Source organism: Streptomyces sp. NPDC002055, from assembly GCF_040296705.1.
Lineage (GTDB): Bacteria > Actinomycetota > Actinomycetes > Streptomycetales > Streptomycetaceae > Streptomyces.
This window is the reverse complement of the sequence record NZ_JBEOXS010000041.1, coordinates 42,286-63,047: the sequence shown is the minus strand read 5'-3', so window position 1 is coordinate 63,047 and position 20,762 is coordinate 42,286. Positions and strand designations below refer to the sequence as shown.

At 72.1% G+C, this 20,762-nt stretch carries 18 protein-coding genes and 1 pseudogene; 5 read left to right on the top strand and 14 right to left on the bottom strand.

Annotated elements, in window-relative coordinates:
* Window positions 1–326: 326 nt before the first annotated feature.
* The 7 genes from ABT112_RS24005 to clpS all read right to left on the bottom strand — a co-directional run bounded on the left by ABT112_RS24005 (window position 327) and on the right by clpS (window position 5,055).
* On the bottom strand, window positions 327–1,277 hold the full coding sequence (locus ABT112_RS24005; RefSeq protein WP_351512768.1) for a PLP-dependent cysteine synthase family protein: 951 nt from the start codon (window positions 1,275–1,277) through the stop codon (window positions 327–329).
* Window positions 1,277–1,555, bottom strand: coding sequence for a MoaD/ThiS family protein (locus ABT112_RS24000; protein ID WP_351512766.1), 279 nt, complete (start codon window positions 1,553–1,555; stop codon window positions 1,277–1,279). The genes ABT112_RS24005 and ABT112_RS24000 overlap by 1 nt, the downstream gene beginning before the upstream one ends.
* A 91-nt stretch (window positions 1,556–1,646) precedes the next feature.
* Complete coding sequence (locus ABT112_RS23995) at window positions 1,647–1,769, bottom strand: putative leader peptide (protein ID WP_351512765.1); 123 nt, start codon at window positions 1,767–1,769, stop codon at window positions 1,647–1,649.
* 93 nt (window positions 1,770–1,862) lie between these two features.
* A complete protein-coding gene (locus ABT112_RS23990) occupies window positions 1,863–2,288 on the bottom strand; it encodes a M67 family metallopeptidase (protein ID WP_351512763.1) in 426 nt (141 codons plus the stop codon).
* Window positions 2,289–2,349: 61 nt separating this feature from the next.
* Window positions 2,350–3,810 carry an amino acid permease gene (locus tag ABT112_RS23985; protein ID WP_351512761.1) on the bottom strand — a complete coding sequence of 487 codons (1,461 nt, stop codon included), beginning with the start codon at window positions 3,808–3,810 and terminating at the stop codon, window positions 2,350–2,352.
* 322 nt (window positions 3,811–4,132) lie between these two features.
* On the bottom strand, window positions 4,133–4,723 hold the full coding sequence (locus ABT112_RS23980; protein WP_351512759.1) for a DUF2017 domain-containing protein: 591 nt from the start codon (window positions 4,721–4,723) through the stop codon (window positions 4,133–4,135).
* Window positions 4,723–5,055: an ATP-dependent Clp protease adapter ClpS gene (clpS, locus tag ABT112_RS23975; protein ID WP_351512757.1), complete on the bottom strand. Its 333-nt coding sequence runs from the start codon at window positions 5,053–5,055 to the stop codon at window positions 4,723–4,725. The genes ABT112_RS23980 and clpS overlap by 1 nt, the downstream gene beginning before the upstream one ends.
* 78 nt (window positions 5,056–5,133) lie before the next feature.
* On the opposite strand from clpS, the gene ABT112_RS23970 reads away from it, so the two are divergent.
* Both ABT112_RS23970 and ABT112_RS23965 read left to right on the top strand, forming a co-directional pair.
* On the top strand, window positions 5,134–6,462 hold the full coding sequence (locus ABT112_RS23970) for a nicotinate phosphoribosyltransferase (protein ID WP_351512755.1): 1,329 nt from the start codon (window positions 5,134–5,136) through the stop codon (window positions 6,460–6,462).
* A 322-nt stretch (window positions 6,463–6,784) separates the two neighbouring features.
* Entirely contained in the window at window positions 6,785–7,369 is a 585-nt protein-coding gene (locus tag ABT112_RS23965; RefSeq protein WP_351512753.1) for an isochorismatase family protein, read from the top strand.
* 359 nt (window positions 7,370–7,728) lie between these two features.
* Here ABT112_RS23965 and ABT112_RS23960 read toward each other — a convergent pair.
* Both ABT112_RS23960 and ABT112_RS23955 read right to left on the bottom strand, forming a co-directional pair.
* Window positions 7,729–8,049: pseudogene (locus ABT112_RS23960) on the bottom strand (hypothetical protein); the annotation flags it as partial.
* A gap of 139 nt (window positions 8,050–8,188) precedes the next feature.
* Window positions 8,189–10,582: an immune inhibitor A domain-containing protein gene (locus ABT112_RS23955; RefSeq protein ID WP_351512749.1), complete on the bottom strand. Its 2,394-nt coding sequence runs from the start codon at window positions 10,580–10,582 to the stop codon at window positions 8,189–8,191.
* Between the two features lie 437 nt (window positions 10,583–11,019).
* Here ABT112_RS23955 and ABT112_RS23950 point away from each other — a divergent pair, with 437 nt between their 5' ends.
* Window positions 11,020–11,334, top strand: a complete 315-nt coding sequence (locus ABT112_RS23950) for a hypothetical protein (protein ID WP_351512747.1) — start codon at window positions 11,020–11,022, stop codon at window positions 11,332–11,334.
* Window positions 11,335–11,541: 207 nt separating this feature from the next.
* Here the strand turns inward: ABT112_RS23950 and ABT112_RS23945 are convergent, their stop codons facing one another.
* Both ABT112_RS23945 and ABT112_RS23940 read right to left on the bottom strand, forming a co-directional pair.
* Window positions 11,542–12,273: an RDD family protein gene (locus ABT112_RS23945; RefSeq protein ID WP_351512745.1), complete on the bottom strand. Its 732-nt coding sequence runs from the start codon at window positions 12,271–12,273 to the stop codon at window positions 11,542–11,544.
* Between the two features lie 362 nt (window positions 12,274–12,635).
* Complete coding sequence (locus tag ABT112_RS23940) at window positions 12,636–14,465, bottom strand: RDD family protein (RefSeq protein WP_351512743.1); 1,830 nt, start codon at window positions 14,463–14,465, stop codon at window positions 12,636–12,638.
* 492 nt (window positions 14,466–14,957) lie between these two features.
* On the opposite strand from ABT112_RS23940, the gene ABT112_RS23935 reads away from it, so the two are divergent.
* Window positions 14,958–15,440 (top strand): SsgA family sporulation/cell division regulator, encoded by a 483-nt coding sequence (locus ABT112_RS23935; protein ID WP_351512741.1) that lies wholly within the window; start codon window positions 14,958–14,960, stop codon window positions 15,438–15,440.
* Window positions 15,441–15,733: 293 nt separating this feature from the next.
* Here ABT112_RS23935 and ABT112_RS23930 read toward each other — a convergent pair whose 3' ends face one another.
* From ABT112_RS23930 to hppD, 3 genes are all read right to left on the bottom strand, one after another.
* Window positions 15,734–17,101 carry an FAD-binding oxidoreductase gene (locus tag ABT112_RS23930; RefSeq protein WP_351512739.1) on the bottom strand — a complete coding sequence of 456 codons (1,368 nt, stop codon included), beginning with the start codon at window positions 17,099–17,101 and terminating at the stop codon, window positions 15,734–15,736.
* 331 nt (window positions 17,102–17,432) lie between these two features.
* The gene (locus tag ABT112_RS23925) at window positions 17,433–18,590 is read right to left on the bottom strand and encodes a phage baseplate protein (RefSeq protein ID WP_351512738.1); all 1,158 of its coding nucleotides are present in this window, start codon (window positions 18,588–18,590) and stop codon (window positions 17,433–17,435) included.
* A 398-nt stretch (window positions 18,591–18,988) separates the two neighbouring features.
* Complete coding sequence (hppD, locus tag ABT112_RS23920; protein ID WP_351512736.1) at window positions 18,989–20,146, bottom strand: 4-hydroxyphenylpyruvate dioxygenase; 1,158 nt, start codon at window positions 20,144–20,146, stop codon at window positions 18,989–18,991.
* A 124-nt stretch (window positions 20,147–20,270) separates the two neighbouring features.
* Between hppD and ABT112_RS23915 the strand changes: the two genes are divergently transcribed.
* Complete coding sequence (locus tag ABT112_RS23915; protein WP_351512734.1) at window positions 20,271–20,744, top strand: Lrp/AsnC family transcriptional regulator; 474 nt, start codon at window positions 20,271–20,273, stop codon at window positions 20,742–20,744.
* Window positions 20,745–20,762: the final 18 nt, after the last annotated feature.

Below are 20,762 nucleotides of genomic sequence, written 5' to 3'. Positions count from 1 at the left end.
GTTCCGGGAAGCTGCCGTGTATTTGTGGGCCCCCAGGGCCCGTAAATATACGTTCCCGGAACCCCCACCCCGGAGGCCCCGGCCCCGTACCCACGACTCACCCGCACCCGCACCGCCCCGGCCCCGGCCCCGGCACACGTCAACGCTCCCGCATCCCCGTCAGGCCCGGCCCCGGCCGGCGCGGCACCCCGGCGAGGCCACGCCGCCGATCCGCACCGGGTCCCGGCCACGCCGGAACCCCGCGCCGCTCCGGCCCCGCCGGACCCCCCGGTCCGGCCCGCCGCAACGCCGCAGCACCTGAACCCCGTCCCGCGGAGCGACAACCGCTACGCCCAGAGCTGGCCGTGCAGGTTCTCCACCGCCGCTTCCGTGGACTCGGCCGTGTAGACGCCGGTCGAGAGGTACTTCCAGCCGCCGTCGGCGACCACGAAGACGATGTCCGCCGGCTCGCCCGCCTTGACCGCCTTGCGGCCGACGCCGATCGCCGCGTGCAGGGCCGCGCCCGTGGAGACGCCCGCGAAGATGCCTTCCTGCTGGAGCAGTTCGCGGGTGCGCCGCACCGCGTCCTCGGAACCGACCGAGAAGCGCGTGGTGAGGACGGACTCGTCGTAGAGCTCCGGGACGAAGCCCTCGTCGAGGTTGCGCAGCCCGTACACCAGGTCGTCGTAGCGCGGCTCGGCGGCGACGATGCTGATGCCCGGGACCTTCTCCCGGAGGTAGCGCCCGACGCCCATCAGGGTGCCGGTGGTGCCCAGGCCCGCGACGAAGTGGGTGACCGACGGCAGGTCCGCGTAGATCTCCGGGCCGGTGGTCGCGTAGTGGGCGCCCGCGTTGTCCGGGTTGCCGTACTGGTAGAGCATCACCCAGTCCGGGTGCTCGGCAGAGAGCTCCTTGGCGACCCGGACGGCCGTGTTGGAGCCGCCCGCCGCCGGTGAGGGGACGATCTCCGCGCCCCACATGGCGAGCAGCTCGCGGCGCTCGGACGAGGTGTTCTCGGGCATCACGCACACGATGCGGTAGCCCTTGAGCTTGGCGGCCATGGCGAGCGAGATGCCGGTGTTGCCGGAGGTGGGCTCGAGGATGGTGCAGCCGGGGGTCAACCGGCCGTCCTTCTCGGCCTGTTCGATCATGTGGAGGGCCGGCCGGTCCTTGACGGAGCCGGTCGGGTTGCGGTCCTCCAGTTTGGCCCAGATCCGGACGTCCGGGGACGGGGACAGCCGCGGCAGACGGACGAGCGGCGTGTTGCCGACCGCTGCCAGCGGGGAGTCGTACCGCATCAGCGCATGCCGCCCGCGACCGCCGGGAGGACGGTGACGCTGTCGCCGTCGGACAGCGTGGTGGAGATGCCGTCGAGGAAGCGGACGTCCTCGTCGTTGAGGTAGACGTTCACGAAGCGGCGCAGCTCGCCGCCGTCGACCAGACGCTCGCGGATGCCGGCGTGCCGCGACTCGAGGTCGGCGAAGAGCTCCTCGAGCGTGGCGCCGCTGGCCTCGACCACCTTCTGGCCGTCGGTGTAGCTGCGAAGGATGGTCGGGATGCGGACCTCGATGGCCATGAGTGGGCTCCTGTCGGAATGAAGCGGAGGGCGCGCGGCGTCCTTCGCCGGCGGCAGAGAGTGCTGAGGGCCGGCAGCACGGCCTGACGGGTCAGGCCGGGCGGCGGGCGGCGGTGTGCGGACACATCGCACTGGCGAGGCGGCACAGGTCGACGTGCAGCCGCGCCACGAGCAGCGTGCCCGGCGTCTTCTCGCTCACGTCGTGGACAACCATGGGGTCATCGTATCGATTCCCCGTCCGAGCTCCGAGATCCGATCCCAGGATCCGGACGTCGCTTTGGACACGTCCGGTGGGACCGGCCGGGGCTCAGTATGCCGTGACGATCTTCACGTCCTCTTCCGTGACCTCGCCCTCGACGATGCGGAAGGAGCGGAACTGCACGGGCCCCTCCTCGGCGCCGCTCTCGGCGGTGGAGACGAGCACGTAGTGGGCGCCGGGCTCGCCCGCGTACGAGATGTCCGTGCGGGACGGGTACGCCTCGGTGGCGGTGTGCGAGTGGTAGATCACCACCGGCTCCTCGTCCCGGTCGTCCATCTCCCGGTAGAGCGCGAGCAGGTCGGTCGAGTCGAACTCGTAGAACGTGGGCGACCGGGCCGCGTTGAGCATGGGGACGAAGCGCTCGGGACGGTCGGACCCCTGCGGACCGGCGATCACACCGCACGCCTCGTCGGGGTGGTCGGCGCGGGCGTGCGCCACGATCCGGTCGTGGAGGTCCTGGGTGATGGTGAGCATGGCACGAGGATAAGCAGACGGCCCCCGGAGGAGATCCGGGGGCCGTCTGCTGAGACGCGTGCTACTTGGTGCTGTCCACCAGCGGGCGGTCGGCCTGGCCGCCCGGGCCGGGCAGGGTGCCGCGGCTGCGGAGGACCAGCCAGCCGATGCCGAGGACGACGGCCCAGCCGGCGCCGACGTACAGGGAGACGCGGGCCTCGCTGTCGTAGGCGATCAGACCGGTGACGAAGACCAGGAACAGCAGGGCGACCCAGCTGAACGCGGCACCGCCGGGAGCCGGGAAGGAGGACGCCGAGAGGCGGCCGGCCTTCACCGCGCGCCGGTACAGGATGTGGCTGACGAGGATCATCATCCAGGTCCAGATGCCCGCCGCGGTGGCCACCGAGGTGACGTAGGCGAAGGCCTTCTCCGGGACGACGTAGTTGAGGACGACGCCGATGCCCATGAGGGCGACGGAGAGGGCGATGCCGACGGCCGGGGTCTTGCGGGCGTTGAGCTTGCCGAAGACCTGCGGGGCCTCGTGGTTGGCGGCGAGGTCGCGCAGCATCCGGCCGGTGGAGTACATGCCGGAGTTGCAGGACGACAGGGCCGCGGTCAGCACGACGAAGTTCACGATGCCCGCGGCGAGCGGAATGCCGATCTCGCTGAACGCGTGCACGAAGGGGCTCTCACCGGCGGAGAACTCGGTCCACTTCACGACGGAGAGGATGACGGTGAGGGCACCGACGTAGAAGACGATGATGCGCCAGGGCAGGGTGTTGATCGCCTTGGGCAGGGTCTTCTCCGGGTTCTCGCTCTCCCCGGCGGTGACGCCCACGAGCTCGACGGCCAGGTAGGCGAACATCACGCCCTGGAGGGTCATCAGGCTGGAGCCGATGCCGTTCGGGAAGATGCCGTGGTGCGACCAGAGGTTGCTGACCGAGGCGGTGTCACCGACCTGCGAGAAGCCGAGGGTGAGCACGCCGAGACCGATCACGATCATGCCGATGATCGCGGTGACCTTGACCATCGAGAACCAGAACTCGACCTCGCCGAAGAGCTTGACCGAGATCAGGTTGACGCCGAACAGCACCACGAGGAAGACCAGGGCGCTGACCCATTGCGGGATCTGCGGGAACCAGAAGTGGATATAGATGGCGGCGGCCGTGAGCTCGGCCATACCGGTCACGACCCACATCAGCCAGTAGGTCCAGCCGGTCACATAACCGAAGAACGGGCCCAGGAACTCGCGGGCGTACTCCGCGAAGCTGCCGGACACCGGCCGGTAGAGGAGCAGCTCACCGAGTGCTCGCATGATGAAGAAGATGATGACGCCCGCCAGGGCGTACATGAGGATGATGCTGGGTCCGGCCTTGGCGATGTTCGCCCCGGCACCCATGAAGAGGCCGACGCCGATGGCGCCACCAATGGCGATCATCTGGACCTGGCGACTGCCCAGTCCGCGCTCGTAGCCCTCTTCGGAAGCTCCGTTGCCCGCGGTGCCCGCCTCAGCGGTACGGCTCGCGACCTGCTCAGAGGTCATGGATGGTGCGCCTTTCTCCATACCGATCCGGTCTGTCCGGATCGGGGTTCCGATCCCCCCGGATGGAGTCCTGCTACCGACGGTCGGCCGGCTGCGCCCCCGTCTCGCCATGGGTGGCGGCGTAGACGGCAGGTCGTGAAGATTTATCACGCCGATAACACTGAACCGGCCGGTCAGATGTGGCGCACACCACAAGAAAAAGGGGACAAACACGCACCGGATGGCCGAAAATCGATGGCCCTGGTGATGGGATCGTTATGCGGAATTGAGTGTCTACTGAGCGAACTCGCCGCGACACACCGCAAACGATCAGCGGAAACGGTCAGGGCAGCAGGGTTTCGACGAGCGACTCCTGGAGCCCGCCGAGCCAGAGATAGGCCATGACCATCGGCTTGCGCGGATCGGAGTCCGGCAGCCGGTAGAACTCCTCGCCGTCGTCGTCCGAGACCTCCAGCCGGGCACCGATGGCCAGCCGCAGGTCGTTGAGGGCGCCCAGCCACTGCCGGGACTCGTCCGGGCCGAGCTCGAGCACCGCGCCGCCGTCACCCGCCATGGTGAGGGTGTCGAGGGAACGGACGACGGCCAGGGCGTCGTCCCGCTTGCGGGCCCGCAGGTCGTTCTCCGTGTAGCGGCGGAACTCCGCGGAGAGGTCGCGCGCCTCGTCGTCGTCCGGCTTCACGTCCGGGCCGCCGTAGGCGTCCGGGAAGAGCCGGGCCAGCGCCGGGTCCTTCGGCGGTTCACTGGGCCCCTCGGCGAACAGCGAGGCGAGCGGATCCTCGCCCTCGATCGGCTCGTCACCGGGACCGACCAGCTCCAGCAGCTGGACGGCGAGGCTGCGCAGGATGGAGACCTCGACCTCGTCGAGCGCCACGGCCGCGCCCCCGCCGGGTACGGCTTCGAAGAGTCCGGACATCAGCGGTCCTGCTGGAGAGTCGCCCACAGGCCGTAGCCGTGCATGGCCTGCACGTCGCGTTCCATCTCCTCGCGGGTGCCGCTGGAGACGATCGCCCGTCCCTTGTGGTGCACGTCGAGCATCAGCTTGTGCGCCTTGTCCTTGGAGTAGCCGAAGTACGTCTGGAAGACATACGTCACGTAGCTCATGAGGTTGACCGGGTCGTTGTGCACGAGCGTCACCCACGGGACATCGGGTTCGGGCACCACGTCGGGTGCCTCGCTGGACTCGGGACGCTCGATCTCGACGGGTGCGACGCTCACGCGTCCATGCTGCCACCAGGGGTGGGGCATCGCATAAACCGGCCGCCGGGCGGCCCCCGTTCCCCAGAAATCGTCAGAGTGACGAGTATGGGGGGTAGCATCCCAGCCATGAACACAGCGGACCTGGGGCTGCCGGTGGCCGTGCCGTCGACTGCGCTCTTCACCGATCAGTACGAACTGACGATGCTGCAAGCAGCGCTGAGAGCGGGCACCGCCGACCGCCGCTCCGTCTTCGAGGTCTTCACCCGCCGGCTGCCCGAGGGGCGGCGCTACGGGGTCGTGGCGGGCACCGGCCGCGTACTGGACGCCGTCGAGAACTTCCGTTTCGACCCCGACGTGCTGGACTTCCTCCGCAGCCGCGGCGTGGTCGACGAGCCGACGCTGGAGTGGCTGGCCGACTTCCGCTTCCGCGGCGACATCCAGGGCTACCCGGAGGGCGAGGTCTACTTCCCCGGGTCGCCGCTGCTGCGGGTGGAGGGCACCTTCGCCGAGGCCGTGCTGCTGGAGACGGTGATCCTCTCGATCCTCAACCACGACTCGGCGGTGGCCGCCGCGGCCTCCCGGATGTCGCTGGCCGCCGGGGTCCGGCAGCTGATCGAGATGGGCGCCCGGCGCACCCACGAGCTGGCCGCGGTCGCCGCCAGCCGCGCCGCGTACATCGGCGGCTTCCACTCCACCTCCGACCTCGCGGCCGGCTTCCGCTACGGCATCCCGACGGTGGGCACCAGCGCCCACGCCTTCACGCTGCTGCACGACAGCGAGCGGGACGCGTTCACCGCCCAGATCGACTCGCTCGGGCGGGGCACGACGCTGCTGGTGGACACCTACGACGTGGCCGAGGCCGTACGGACCGCCGTGGAGCTGGCCGGGCCGGAGCTGGGCGCCGTCCGGATCGACTCGGGCGACCTGCTGCTGGTGGCGCACCGGGTACGTCAGCAGCTGGACGCCCTCGGCGCCCGGGACACCAAGATCGTGGTCACCAGCGACCTGGACGAGTACGCGATCGCCTCGCTCGCCGCCGCCCCGGTGGACGCCTACGGCGTCGGCACCCAGCTGGTCACCGGCAGCGGCCACCCGACCTGCTCCATGGTCTACAAGCTGGTCGCCCGCGCCGAGTCCGCCGACCCGGCGGCCCCGCTGGTCCCGGTCGCCAAGAAGTCGCTGGGCGGGAAGACGTCGGTCGGCGGCCGCAAGTGGGCCGCCCGCCGGGTGGACGCGGACGGCGTGGCGATGGCCGAGGTGCTGGGCACCGGTGAGGTCCCCCCGGAGCTGGCCGGGAACGAGCTGCTGGTGGAGCTGGTCCGGGGCGGCGAGGTGCTCTCCCGCGAGCCACTGGACACGGTCCGCGACCGGCACGCCCGGGTCCGGGAGACCCTGCCGCTGTCGGCCCGGCAGCTGTCCCGGGGCGAGCCGGTGCTCCCCACGGAGTACGTCTAGATCCGCCGGCATCCCGCGCCCGGGGCCGTTACGGGGCCCGGGCCGGTTCACCGCTCCGGTCCGGGCCCACGGAGGGCCCCGGGCCGGGTCCGGTCCCCGCGCGGCGCCCGCGGGGACCGGACGGCACGGATCCGGGAGGTCCCGGGACGCGCGCCGCTGTCAGGGACACCCCACGAGGGTGTCCGGGCCCCCTCCCGCGGGGGCGTCCGAATCCCTACGCTCGGAAAGGCCGGGACAGGCCGGTCGACCGTGCGGTGGTCCGGGCGCCGGTCCCGGAACGGGGCCCGGTCCGCCCCGCCGCTCACCAGCCGAAGGGCACGCCATGCACCGGGCACTCATCGTCGTCGATGTGCAGAACGACTTCTGCGAGGGCGGCAGCCTCGCGGTCGCCGGGGGCGCCGACGTCGCCGCCGCGATCACCGACGTGATCGGAGCGTCGACCGCCGGTTACCGCCATGTCGTCGCGTCCCGCGACTTCCACATCGATCCGGGCGGTCACTTCTCCGAGCAGCCCGACTTCGAGCACTCCTGGCCCCCGCACTGCGTGGCGGGCACGGAGGGCAGCGCGTTCCACCCGAACTTCGCCCCGGCCGTCGCCTCGGGCGCGATCGCCGCGATCTTCGACAAGGGCGCGTACGCCTCGGCGTACAGCGGGTTCGAGGGCGTCGACGAGGACGGGACGACGCTGGCCGACTGGCTGCGGGCCCGGCACGTCAGCGAGGTCGACGTGGTCGGCATCGCGACCGACCACTGCGTCCGGGCCACCGCGCTGGACGCGGTCCGCGAGGGCTTCGCCACGGGGGTGCTGCTCGATCTGACCGCCGGGGTGGCCCGGCACACCACCGAGCGGGCGCTGCGGGAGTTCCGCGCGGCGGGGGTGGAGCTCACGGGGCGGCCGGTGGTCTGACGCCCGCGGGGATCCGGGCCCACCGGGCACCGGACGCGCGGGCACCGGACGCGCGGGGCCGGATTCGGGGGCCTGGCCCCGCGGCGACCGGCCCGGATGCCCCGAGCCCGGACGCACCACTGCCCGGACGCGTGGGCCCCGGACGCGTGGGCCCCGGACGCACCGGCGCACCGGCGTCCGGGACCGGACGCCCAGGTCCCGGATGCCCCGGAACCCGGATCTGTGCCCCGGGGGCCTGAGACGCCGGGCCCTGCCGGGCCGGGGCCCGGTGCCGGCTAGAGCACCAGCGGCGCGGGCATCGCCGGGAAGGCCGGCAGGCTCCGCCCCTCCGGCGCCCGCGGCTCCGGCGCCGCGGGCTGGGCCGGCGGGCGGAGCAGGGTGCGGATCGGGTGCCAGGACTCCGTGTCGTCGTGCGGCGCGGCCCGCCAGACGAGCCCGTCCGGGTGGTGCAGGACGGCCGTGACCTCGTCCGGCGTGGGCGGCGCGATGTTCCCCCGCAGGTAGACCGAGCGCAGTCCGAGATTGCGCAGGCGGGTCAGGGCCCGCGCCCGGTTCGCGGCGTGCACGAGCACCCGGACCCGTACGGCCTCGCCACAGGCGCCCTCGCCCAGCGGGCGGGGCAGCGACAGCGCGACGACCACGCTGCCGCCCGGAAGCTTGATGAATCCTCCATCTGCCATGCGTTCGGAATCTCCCCCGTGAGTGGTCATGCGTGACGGTCGTGTCAATAAGAAGTTTGCCAGAGCATCTAAACGCGGATCGGCCGCCGCCCGCTAGAGGGCGACGGCCGATACCGTTCTGACCTGCGACGATAACGAGCTACCGGGTCGAGGGCCCGACCTTCACCGTCATCGTCGACCCGTCGCGGGCCTCCTTGACGATCTTGATCCGGGTGTTGGTGTCAGGAACGACCACACCCGCGGTCGGGTTCGAGCGGTACCAGTAGGTCCCCTTGTGATCGTCGAAGACGGAGACGCCCTTCTTCGACTTGATCTTGGTGGCCTTGCCGTCCTTGTGGATCGTGAACCCGTCCGAGGCGTACCGGCTGAAGGGCGAGTCGTACGCCTGGACGCGGTTGCGCAGCAGCGTCCCGTCGGCCCACTTCTCCGGCTTGGCGTGGGAGTCGACCGGCAGGATCAGGCCCTTGCCCGGGTGGACGCTGACGTTGTTGTCCGCCTGCGAGGTGTCCCAGAGCGAGACCAGCAGGCCGTTCTGGTACGGGTAGTGCTCCACCCAGTTCGGACGGGCGGTGGCCCAGCCGAAGTTGTACGGACCGACCTTGAGGGTCTTGTCGTACGACACGTACTGGCGGTTCTCCGCGAGGTAGTACTGCGGGTACTTCTTGGTGAAGGTCTCGCCGATGCGCGAGAAGCCCTTCACGGTCCAGCCGTTGTCGTCGGCCTCGGCGCCGTCGGTGAACAGCGGGGAGCCGTCCGCCACCACGCTGATCTCGTCGGCCGCGAAGCCCTTCTGCGCCGCGCCGCCGTCGGTCTGGTAGCGGAAGCGGAGGTTGATCTTCTTGCCCGCGTAGGCGTCCAGCGGGTAGACGACGTCCTGGTAGGCGCCGGAGACCCCGGTCAGCGCCGGCTTGTCACCGCCGTCGCGCGGAATGGCCTTGCCGTCCGCCGTGCCGTCCACCGGCGTCCAGTTGGCGCCGCCGTCGGTCGACACCTCGGCGTAGAGGTAGTCGTAGTTCTCCTCGATGTCCCACCAGCCCTTGAGGTTCAGGGCGGCCTTGGACTTGCCCGTCAGGTCGACGGAGCGGGTGAGGGTGTTCTTGAGGTCGTTGCCCATGTCGCTCCACCACTGCTTGGCGCCCTCGGTGGGCTTCGCCACGGTGGTGGTCTCGGACTTGGACGGCAGGTTGACGACGAGCGCCCGCTTGTTGCGGGTGTTGTACTCCGCGACCCCCAGCTTGTGGGTGGACTTCTTCGCCGCCTTGGCCTTGCCGTAGTTCAGCCAGCCCAGCTGCAGCTTGTCCCAGGCGCTCATGTCGCCCGGGAGGTCGCCGATCTCCTTCTTGCCGGTGCCCAGCCAGGAGCCCGAGGACATCAGGGACCAGAAACCGACGGACGACTCGCCCTTGCCCGTGGTGTCGTAGAGGTCCGGCAGGCCCAGGTCGTGGCCGTACTCGTGGGCGTAGACCCCGAGGCCGCCGTTCTCCGGCTGCATCGTGTAGTCGCCGACCCAGATACCCGTGTCGCCGATCTGGGTGCCACCGGACTTGTTGGCCGAGGGGCCGGTCTTGCCCGCGTCCGTGCCGTACGCGTACCAGCGGTGCGCCCACAGCGCGGTCTCGCCCTGGACACCGCCGCCCGCCGACTCGTCCTCGCCCGCGTGCACGAGCTGGAAGTGGTCGATGTAGCCGTCGGGCTCGTTGAAGTTGCCGTCACCGTCGAAGTCGTAACGGTCCCACTTGTCGTACTTGGCGAGCTGCGCCTTGATCTGGGCGGGGGTCCGCCCGGCGGCCTTCTGGTCGGCGGCCCACTGGTTGACGCCGTCACGCACCGCGTCCCAGACGTTGGGGCAGTTGGTGTCGCCGCAGTAGTTCGAGCCGTACCGGCCCTCGTTGTACTTGACCTTCACCCAGTCGGAGACCTCGCCGTCGACCGAGTACCGGCCGGAGGAGGCCTTCTCGTAGTACTTCTTCAGGGACTGCTTCTTCTTCGCCTTGGAGAAGTAGAGGTCCTGGAAGTGCTTGCGGTCGTAGTCCTTGCGCCAGGCGGTGCTGTTGTCGTCGGAGCGGTCCGGCTTCGCGATCTTGTTGTGCTTCGGGCCGGGCGTGCCGCCGTACTTCTTGACGGCCGGCTTCGGGCCGTCCGCGCCGTCCGGGTCGTACATCGTGGTGTTGTCGACCTTGTTGCCGAACTCCACGAGGATCGTGAAGATCTTGTCGGTCCGCTCCCGGCCCAGCTCGACGTACTTGTTCTTGTCGAGCTTGACGACCTGCGAGGAACCGCGCTTCTCGGCCCGCGCGTCTCCGGCGAGGACCTGCTTGAGCGCTTCCTCGCGCTGAGCCTTCTGCTTCTCGCTGAACGGGCCTTCCAGGTCGTGGTCGACCTGCCCCCTCGCCGAGGCCGGGTCAAGGCGCTCGACTCCGCCGGTCGGCCGGTCGTCGGCCTGCGCGGCGCCCGCTGACAGAGCTGCTGCTCCGAGCGCGGCGACCGCGGTTGCCAGGGCGGCGGATCTGATGGTCCTCCGGTGGCTGCTCACGTGGCGCTGTCCTCCCCGGGTGTTCCCCCAAAAAAGCTTCTTCTGGGGGGCATTGGACCGGAGTGACGACAGAAAAGACAGATCTTGACTTGGACACGCCATGCGCCTAGGTTGAACGGTTCTCACCTTCCGGACATCGGACGCATGTCCGCCGGGTGAATGCCGCAACGCCCGGACACCCGGCCCCACCTCGGGCAACGCGGTTCCGGCAGGCGGAAGGAACAGGCGCGTCCGTCTCGCCTGTTGAAATACGGAATGACTCCGTGCGCCCCCTGTGCACCGGCACCGTGTGTAAGGTCACGCTTAGTACCGGATCCGCTCGGGCAGACAGCAACTGGAGTCACAGGACGGCGCGAGCTCGGCGTCCTCCCCGGGCCCGGCGGTCCGGGCCGGTGACTCCGCCAACCCCGACACTGTCCCGAGGACGGAACTCCGCGATGCCGCGTCCGACTCTCGCCCAGCTCGCCTACGGTTCGGCCACCGTCGTCTTCGCGACCCTGGCCATGCTGATGCTCTTCCGGACCGGTTCGGCCCTGGGGGTGACCCTCGTCGCCGTCGCGGGCCTGGCCCTCGGCCTGCTGGTGGCCACGACCGTCGCGGCGCCCCGCCGCTCCGCCCGGCCCGTGGCGCAGCCGCCCGCCGGCCACGCCGTGGGCTCCGCCCCGGCCACCACGCACCGGGCCCGGGTCCCCCGGCCGCGGCACCACCCGAAGGTGGGCTCCCGGCTGGAGGGCCACTCGGTCCGCCGCTGAGGGCGGGGGGCGGGCTCGGGCTCGGGCTCGGGCTCGGGCTCGGGTGATACGAGTCCGCTTCCGGGGCCGGGCGCGGCGGTAACAGGGCCCGGGTGACGCTCACTTCCCGGCTGGGCGCGGCGGAAACAGGGCCCGGCGACGCTCACTTCCGGGGCCAGGCGCGGCCGGAACAGCGGCCCGGGTGCGGGCCCGCTTCCCGGCCGGGGCTCAGGTGACCGCCACCACCACGGTCTTGGCCGCCTTGTCGTGCAGACACTGCTGGTACGGCTTGTCCCAGGTGCAGTTCAGCACGTTGATCAGCCAGAAGATGAAGCCGCAGCAGGGCACGAACTCGGGCAGCGTGTAGACGGCGGCGCGGATCCAGCCGACCGATCCGGCCGGGATCCCGCCGTTCTCCAGCAGGGCGACCCGGATGTTCATGAGCTTCTTGCCCACGGTCTGGCCGGAGTTGCTCAGCATCAGCCCCTCGTAGATGAAGTACACCAGCATGACCGTGCCCTGGACGGTGGCCGATCGGCCGGTGTCGTCGGGGTCCGTGGGGTCGTAGCCGCCGACGATCAAGCTCATGATCACGCCGACCGGGATGGCGATGAGCAGCCCGTCGATGATCCGGGCGAGCAGCCGCCTGCCGCGGTTGGCGAGCGGGGGCATTCCGGCGAGCGGATCGGTGCCGGAGCCCGAACCGTAGGGATCGCCGCCCTGGGGACCGCCGTACGGACCACCGCCGTAGGGGCTGCCGCCGCCCGGGGCTCCCCCGTATGGACCGCCGCCCTGGCCTCCCCCGTACGGGCCGCCCGTGCCGCCGGGCGGAGGGGGCGGCGGGGTGCCGCCGCCCCACGGACCGCCGGCGCCTCCCGCGGGCGGGGGCTGCGGCCCCTTCCGGAACGGGTCGTCGTCCGGCGGCTCGCCGGACCCGGGCGACGGCTGATCGCTGCTCATGGCCCCCAGTCGACCCCGGCCACGCGGGCTCCGCAGCCCGGAACGAGCCATTCGGGGGAACGGTCGGGGACAAGACGACGACCACGACAAGGTGCGCGCCGGGTTCACCAGGATCCGAGTCGTTCCTACGGCGTGCGCTGAACCAGGCCGGCAGTGAACTCACGCCACCTCGGCGACCGGTTCCCACTGTTGAAGTGGCACAGCGTCCGGCATTGGAGCGCTGCGGGGCCGCCCGGCGTGCCGAGTGCCCGTCCGCTGAAGCAGCAGTTCCGAACGCGCGGACCATGGTGTCGAAGTTCTTCAGCTCGCCGACCGGCTTGCGGTGGATCCGCTCGCTTTCGGCGTTGGCGAACACGAGCGGTTCAGTCCTGTCCGCCCGTTCCGGCCACGAACGTGCGGGCCGCCTTGTCGTGCCAGCACTGCCGCCACGGGCGGTCGACGAGACACCAGAGCACATTGACGATCCCGACGGCCAGGACGCCGAGCAGGCCGTAGAGCAGCCAGCGGCGCAGAGCGCCGCCGAAGGACGGGGAGTCGTGGGTCTCGATGTCCAGCACCTGCACCCCGCAGAGCCGCTTGCCCACGGTGCGGCCCCACTTGGCCACCGGCAGCGCCTCGTAGAGCACCCCCGCGACGAGCAGCACGCCCAGGACCGCGCCGAAGTACCCGGCCGTGGTGCCGTCGACCAGCCAGACGGTCACCGTCTCGCCGGTCAGCCGGGCCTTCTCCAGCTTGTCGTCGATGTGGCCGAGGGCGAGGGAGATCAGCGGAACGGCGGCGGCGGCCACCACACCGCCGAGCAGGACGGTGTCGATCAGCCGGGCCGCGAACCGGCGGCCGAGCGCGGCCGGACGGGCCGACGCCTGGGCCTGGGCGGCCCGGAGGAACGGGTCGTCGACCGGCGGCCGCCACGGGATGACCCCCTCGGCACCGCCCTGGCCCGCACCACCGTGGCCCGCACCGCCCTGGCCCGGGAGGCCCTGGCTCGGAATGCCCTGCCCCTGCGCCGCGCCCGCGGCGGCCTGGTCCGGGGTGGCGAGCCGGTGCACCTGCTGCGCCCAGGACGGCTGCCCCCCGCCGGGGCCCTGGGTGACCGGCGACTGCGGGGCGGCCGGGCCGGGACCCGGCGCCTGCTGCTGCGCGGGGACGGACGGCTGATGCGGCGTCGGAGCGGAGGGCGTGGCCGCCGGGGTCTGCTGCGGGGGCACGGACTGGGCCGAGGCGGCCCGGTCCGGCTGGGCGGACGGGGCCTGGCCGATGGGCGACGCGGCCTCCTTGACCGGCTGGGGCGGGATCGCGTCGATCCGCTCCCGCGCGGCACCGGGCCGGGCGGCGCGGATGGTCAGGGTGCCGTCCTTGCGGTCCGCCCCGGACGCCGCCTCCCGCCCGCCGGCGTCGGCGCGCAGGGTCATCGTGCCGTCGTGCCGGTCCCGCCCCGCCGGTCCGGAACCGGTGCGCGCGCCCAGTTGGACGGTCGCCGACGGGCCCTGACGGTCCGTGGTCCCGGCCGCCGCTCCCCCGGCCGCTTGGGGGGACCGGTCCGACGGCTCGTTCCGGTCGGCGGAGCCGGCGCCGGCCCGGTCGTCCGCCGGCTGCTCCGGGTCCTGGGGCGGGCCGAACGCGCCGGAGACGGGCCGGCCGACGGCCTGCGCGGCGCCCCCGGCCCCCACAGCCTCGGCCCCCACACCCCCGGCAGCGGCGCCGGGGCCGTCGGCGACGGAGGGCGCCGCACCGTACGCACCGGGGGTGTCCGCGGACTCCGCGCCCCAGGAGATGCGGCGCTCCTGCTCCCCGCCGAACCCGGTCTGCCGGGAGGCGTCCGCCTGCCAGGCGGAGGCGGGTTCACCGCGGGAGCCGGCCGACGGGGACGTCCCGTCCGGGGCGCCGGAACCGGCCTCCGGCAGGGAGCCGGCGGAGGACGCCGCCAGGGCCGGGTCCTCGTCGAGGAACACCGGGCCGGACTCCTCCATCGACGTGCTCCGGTCCCCCGGGACGGTGCCCGGGGCGGCAACGGCGGGCGTGGCGGCGGCCGGTGCCCCGGGCGTCTCCTCGCCGTCCTTCGGCGCGGGGCGGCTCGTGCCCGGCACCCAGGAGGAGCCGTTCCAGTACCGGATGTAGCTGGGAATGGACGGGTCCGGGTAGTACCCGGGGCTGGGGCTGCCGTCGGCGGATCCTGAGGTTGGCGCGCTCATTGACCGTTTCCCGTCGTTCTGCTCGTCCGTGCTGTGCGGTTGGGGCAGGAGCAGTGTGCCGCACACGCGCGGTGTGGGTGTAGCGCGCTCCTCCGCTGCCCGGAGGCGCACGGGGCCGGAGCGCAGTGTCCACACATACCAGACCCGTCCGTCCGGCGCTCCAATCCCCGGTTACCGCCACGACGGCCGGGCGGAGCCGGGAGAATCCGTGGGCGTGCCCGCGGAATCACCGCCGACGCCGGGGCCCCTGCGCCGCGTGTCCGGGGGTGCGCGCTCCGCGCCGCTCACCGCCGGGGACGCACATCGGGGGAGAAGCGGGGCACGAGAACGGAGCCGGGCGGCCCGTCCGCGGCACCGCCCGGTCACCGCCGGCGTCCGCCCGGCACGTGTTCCGGCGGGTTTTCGCGAAGTCGCGTCATGAATGCCGAGGTGCGGTGTCTCACCGTGTGCGGGCCCGTCGCGAGGGCCGCCGCCCCAGGAAAGGACGACGTCATGCACACCGTGGTGGAACGAGAGTTGGAGCTCGACCTGGTCCTGTCACCCGAGCGCAGCATTCCGGTACCGGCCCGGCTGATCTACCGGACGGAGGATCCGTATGCCGTGCGCATCACCTTCCACATCGGCTCGGACTCCCCCGTGACCTGGACGTTCGCGCGGGATCTGCTGATCGAGGGGGTGTTCCGGCTGTCCGGTGAGGGCGATGTCCGGGTCTGGCCGACGAAGATCGACGGACGGAGCGTCGTCTGCATGCTGCTGTCCTCCCCCGACGGTGACGCGCTGCTGGAGGCCCCGGCCGGTGCGGTGTCGGCGTGGCTGGAACGGACCCTGCGCCTGGTGCCGCCCGCGGCGGAGGGCGAGCGGCTGGCCCTCGACGACGAGCTGGAGGCCCTGCTGGCCCCGGCGGTCCCGGAGGAGGCCCGGCTGCGGGAGTCCCGGCCCGCCGACGAGCCGCCGGAGACGCCCGCGGGGGCCTGAGCCGGGGACGGCACGGGGCCGGCTCAGGCCCGGAAGGGGATGAGGGGAGGACGGAACCGGGGGAAGCGACCGGGGGTGAGGACGGGGATCGGGGATCGGGATCGGGGGTCGGGGGTACGGCCGGAGGGTGCGGCCGTTGGGCAGAGGCGGGCCCGGATGGCGGGCCGCCGGGGGATGAGGGGGTAGTCCGGGCCGGGCGCCGGGCGGTGCGTCAGAGGCGGTGCGCCGGAAGCGGCAGTGCGTCGGAAGAGGCAGTGCGCCGGAAGAAGCGGTGCGCCGGAAGAAGCGGTGCGTCAGAAGAGCTTGCCCGGGTTGAGCAGGCCGAGCGGGTCGAAGGTGTTCTTGATGCCCCGCTGGAGCTCCAGACCGACCGGGCCGATCTCCCGGGCGAGCCACTCCTTCTTCAGCACGCCGACGCCGTGCTCGCCGGTGATCGTGCCGCCGAGTTCGAGACCGAGGGCCATGATCGCGTCGAACGACTCCCGGGCGCGCCGTGACGCGTCCGGGTCGGCGGCGTCGAAGCAGACGACGGGGTGGGTGTTGCCGTCGCCCGCGTGCGCGCAGACCCCGACCGTCAGGCCGTACCGGTCGCCGATCGCGGCGGTGCCCTCCAGCATCTCCGCGAGCCGGGACCGGGGCACACAGACGTCGTCGATCATGGTGGCGGTGCCGACCTGCTCCAGGGCGGTGAGGGCGAGACGCCGGGCCTGGAGGAGGAGTTCGGACTCGGCGGTGTCGTCGGCCGGCACCACCTCGGTGGCCCCGGCCTCCTCGCAGATCTTCCCGACCGCCGCCAGCTCGCTCGACGGATCGGGGGTGTCGAAGGCGGCGAGCAGCAGCGCCTCGGTGGTCTCCGGCAGTCCCATGTCGGCCATCGCGTTGACCGCGCGGAGCGTGGTGCGGTCCATGAGTTCGAGGAGGGACGGGCCGTGGCCTTCGGCCATGATGCGGCAGACGGCGTCGCAGGCGGCGGCCGTGCTGGGGAACTCGGCGGCGAGGGCGAGCTGCGGCGGCGGGGTGGGCTTCAGCGCGAGCACGGCCCGCACGACGATGCCGAGGCTGCCCTCGGAGCCGACGAACAGCCGCGTCAGGTCGTAGCCGGCGACGCCCTTGGCGGTGCGGCGGCCGGTGGTCAGCAGCCGCCCGTCGGCGAGGACGACCTCGAGGCCGAGGACGTACTCGGCGGTGACGCCGTACTTCACGCAGCACAGGCCGCCGGAGGCGGTGCCGATGTTGCCGCCGATGGTGCACTGTTCCCAACTGCTGGGGTCCGGCGGGTAGTAGAGGCCGTGCTCGGCGACGGCCCGGGAGAGCGCCGCGTTGACCACGCCGGGCTCGACGACCGCGGTCCGGTCGACGGGGTTGATCTCCAGGATCCGGTCCATCTTCACCAGGGAGAGCACGATGCAGCCCTCGGAGGCGTTGGCCGCGCCGGAGAGCCCGGTGCGCGCGCCCTGGGGGACGACGGGGACGCGCAGGGCGGTGGCGGTGCGCATCACGTGCTGGACCTGCTCGACACTGCGGGGCAGGACGACGACGGCGGGGACGCCCGCGTCGCAGAAGGACGCCATGTCGTTGCGGTAGGCGGCGGTGACGTCGGGGTCGGTCAGCAGCGCTTCGTCGGGGAGGCCGTCCCGGAGCAGATCCATCAGCTGGTCCATGAGGTCCAGCGTCGCATTTGCGTGCTCCGCTGGGAAGATCGACACCTCCCGGCGGCGGGCGGGATCCGGACGGGCCATGACCTCGGCCGGGGCCGGATGCGGGGAGACGTGGCGGGACGGGCCCGGCGGCCCGGCCCGCTTCCGGTGCACGTGGGGGTCGCCGCGGTGCTCCTGGGGTCCGCCGCGGCGCTCGTGAGGTCCGCCGCGGCGCTCGTGGGGCCCGTTGCGGTGCTCGTGGGGCCCGTTGCGGTGCTCCTGGAAGCGGTGGCCCCGCTTCCAGGAGCGGTCGGGGCCGGAAGCCTCAGCTCAGGCCCAGGCTCATGGGCCCGAATCACGGCCCCGGGCTCAGCGGGGCTGGGCTCAGTGGCTCCGGGCTCAGCGGCGCCGGCTCCGGTTCCGGGGCCTCCTTGTAGTAGAGGGAGTACTTCCGGCCGCCGACCGGCCCCGAGGCGTACCCCATGCACAGCCGCGGCCGGGGGGTGTGCAGCACCGCCAGGCCCTCCGGCTCGCGCGCCAGCAGCACGTCCACCGACCGGGTCCTCAGCTCCTGGATGACTCCCCCGCTGCTCAGGTCCATGCAGTACAGGCGCCCGTTGATGCCGACCTCCTCGGAGTCGGGGTCGTCGGGGTCACGGAAGGCGCCGATCACCTGGTAGGCGTAGTCGCCGTACAGCGTCATGCCCTGGAACGGGAGGCCGAGCTCGGCGCCCGGCTGGGGGAAGTCGACGATCGGGCGGTAGCTGCCGCGCCGGAAGAGGTCGAAGTCGTAGACGGCGAAGCGCACCCCGTCGTCCCGGCGGTAGCGCAGCAGCAGCCGCCGGCCGTGCAGGTCGATGGCGGCGGAGTTGCTGATGGAGCCGGGCTGCGGGCGGTGGATGGTGACCCCGGGGTCGGAGCAGTGCAGGATCGTGTTCTCGGCGTAGCGGTAGCGGCCGATGCCGCGGGCGTGCCCGGTCCCGGGGTCGGCGTCGCACTCGGTCCACAGCGCGAACCGGCCGGTCCCGAGCGGCTCGACGCCCATCGCGCTGCCGTGCCCGAAGCCCTTGAGGTACATGTGGCCCAGCACGTCGCCGTCCATGGAGAGCCGGTTGAGGCACAGGTCCCCGGACCGGGTCCGCTCGGCGTGGGTGTACGCGCGGGGCTCGCCCGGCAGCTGGACGCCGCCGCGGATCACCTGGAGGGCGTAGATGTGCCGGTTGTCCTCGTCGAAGGCGAAGGACTGGAGCACCGTCGTCTGCTGCAGCCGCTTCTCGTGGATCCAGCGGGTGGCGGCCCCGCTCAGGTCGAACGGCCGGTCGGGGGCGGCCGGTGCCCCGGCGCCGCGGACGGGCCGTCCGGTGGCGGACGGCCCGTCGAGCGGCGCGAGGCCGGTCCCGGGGGCCGCGTACGCCGGTGACGCCCCGAGCGCGGACGCCACCACCGCGCCGCCGCCGAGCCGGAGCACGGACCTGCGGGTGGGCCGAAGTGGTGATGAGTCTTCCTGTCGCATCGGAACACTGTCGGAGGTACCGGGACGCGGCCGGAACGAAGGCGGACGGCGGGGTCGCGAAGTTCATCCGTACGGGGTCCCGTTCCGCCCGGCGTCCGTGTCACGGCGGGCGGTGCCACGACGCCCGGCCGGTGCCCGCGCCCGAGGCCCGGCCGGTGCCCGCGCCCGGCGCACGGCCGGTGTCCGCGCCCGACGCACGGCGGCGCGTCGGCCCGGAGCCGGCCGCTCCGCCGCCGGTCCGGCGGCGTCCCGGGGAGCGGCGACGCACCGCGGCCCCACGGGTCAGGTTCCGTGGGGCCGCGGGGGCACCCCCCGCGCGAGCGGGGGCGTGCGGGCGGTCCAGTGAGCCGGTTCGGATCAGGCAGATCCGAAGAAGAGCCCCACTGCCGCCGGGCGGGTCACAGGTTCCCGCGCTTCTCCTGCTCCCGCTCGATCGCCTCGAACAGCGCCTTGAAGTTGCCCTTGCCGAAGCCCATGGAACCGTGCCGCTCGATCATCTCGAAGAAGACGGTGGGGCGGTCCTGAACGGGCTTGGTGAAGATCTGCAACAGGTAGCCGTCCTCGTCGCGGTCGGCGAGGATCTTCAGCTCGCGCAGCGTCTCCAGCGGCACCCGGGTGTCGCCGACCCACTCGCCGAGGGTCTCGTAGTAGGAGTCGGGGGTGTCGAGGAACTGCACCCCGGCCGCCCGCATGGCCCGTACGGTCGCCACGATGTCGTTGGTGGCCAGCGCGATGTGCTGGACGCCCGGGCCGCCGTAGAACTCCAGGTACTCGTCGATCTGCGACTTCTTCTTCGCCACGGCGGGCTCGTTGAGCGGGAACTTCACCTTGCGGGTGCCGTCCGCCACGACCTTCGACATGAGCGCGGAGTACTCGGTGGCGATGTCGTCGCCCACGAACTCCTTCATGTTGGTGAAGCCCATGACCTTGTTGTAGAAGCCGACCCACTCGTCCATCCGGCCGAGCTCGACATTGCCGACGCAGTGGTCGATGGCCTGGAAGCGGCGGGGGCCGGGCTCGACGATCGGCTCGGCCGCGGCATAGCCGGGCAGGTACGGGCCCTCGTACGCGCCGCGCTCCACCAAGGTGTGGCGGGTTTTGCCGTAGGTGGCGATGGCGGCGAGGACGACGGTGCCGTGCTCGTCCTTCACCTCGTGCGGCTCCTCCAGGCCGGTGGCGCCGTGCTCCACCGCGTAGGCGTAGGCGGCGCGGGCGTCCGGCACCTCGATCGCCAGGTCGATCACGCCGTCGCCGTGCGCGGCGACATGCTCGGCGAGGAACCGGCCGTGGTCGGACACCGGCTTGATGACGGAGGTGAACACGAACCGGGCGCCACCGGACTCCAGCACGTAACTGGCGGTCTCCCGGCTGCCGTTCTCCGGGCCGGAGTACGCCACGCGCTTCATGCCGAACGCCGTGGAGTAGTAGTGGGCGGCCTGCTTGGCGTTGCCGACCGCGAAGACGACCGCGTCCATCCCCTTCACCGGGAAGGGGTCGGCCTGGCGTGCGCCCTCTTCGGTCGATCCGGCAGGGCGGTGATCGATGGTCTCAGTCATATCCGCAGGCTCCCCCCGAACCACAAGGTGCGCAATAGTTGGGGATTCCGCTGCACACTGTGTACAGCCGAACCAGGGCTAGGCCGGTCGGTCTGTACAGGATGACCATCGGGAGGCGTGACGCATGGGGATCGACGGGCTGGACGGGCGGCTGATCGAGCTGCTCGCGGTGGAGCCCCGCATCGGCGTCCTGGAGGCGTCCCGCCGGCTCGGCGTGGCCCGGGGCACGGTTCAGGCCAGGCTGGACCGGCTTCAGGCCAATGGAGTGATCCGCGGCTTCGGGCCGGAGGTGGACCCGGCGGCCCTGGGCTATCCGGTGACGGCGTTCGCCACCCTGGAGATCAAGCAGGGGCAAGGCTCCGACGTGCGGACCCACTTGGCGACCGTTCCGGAGGTGCTGGAGCTGCACACCACCACCGGCCACGGCGACATGCTCTGCCGGCTGGTGGCCCGCTCCAATGCCGACCTACAACGTGTCATCGACCGGGTTGTGGGCTTTGATGGCATCGTGCGAGCCTCGACTGCCATCGTGATGGAGAACCCGGTACCGCTACGGATCATCCCGCTGGTGCGCCAGGCGTCGGAGGACCGCCCCTGAGCCGAGCAGGACGGAGGG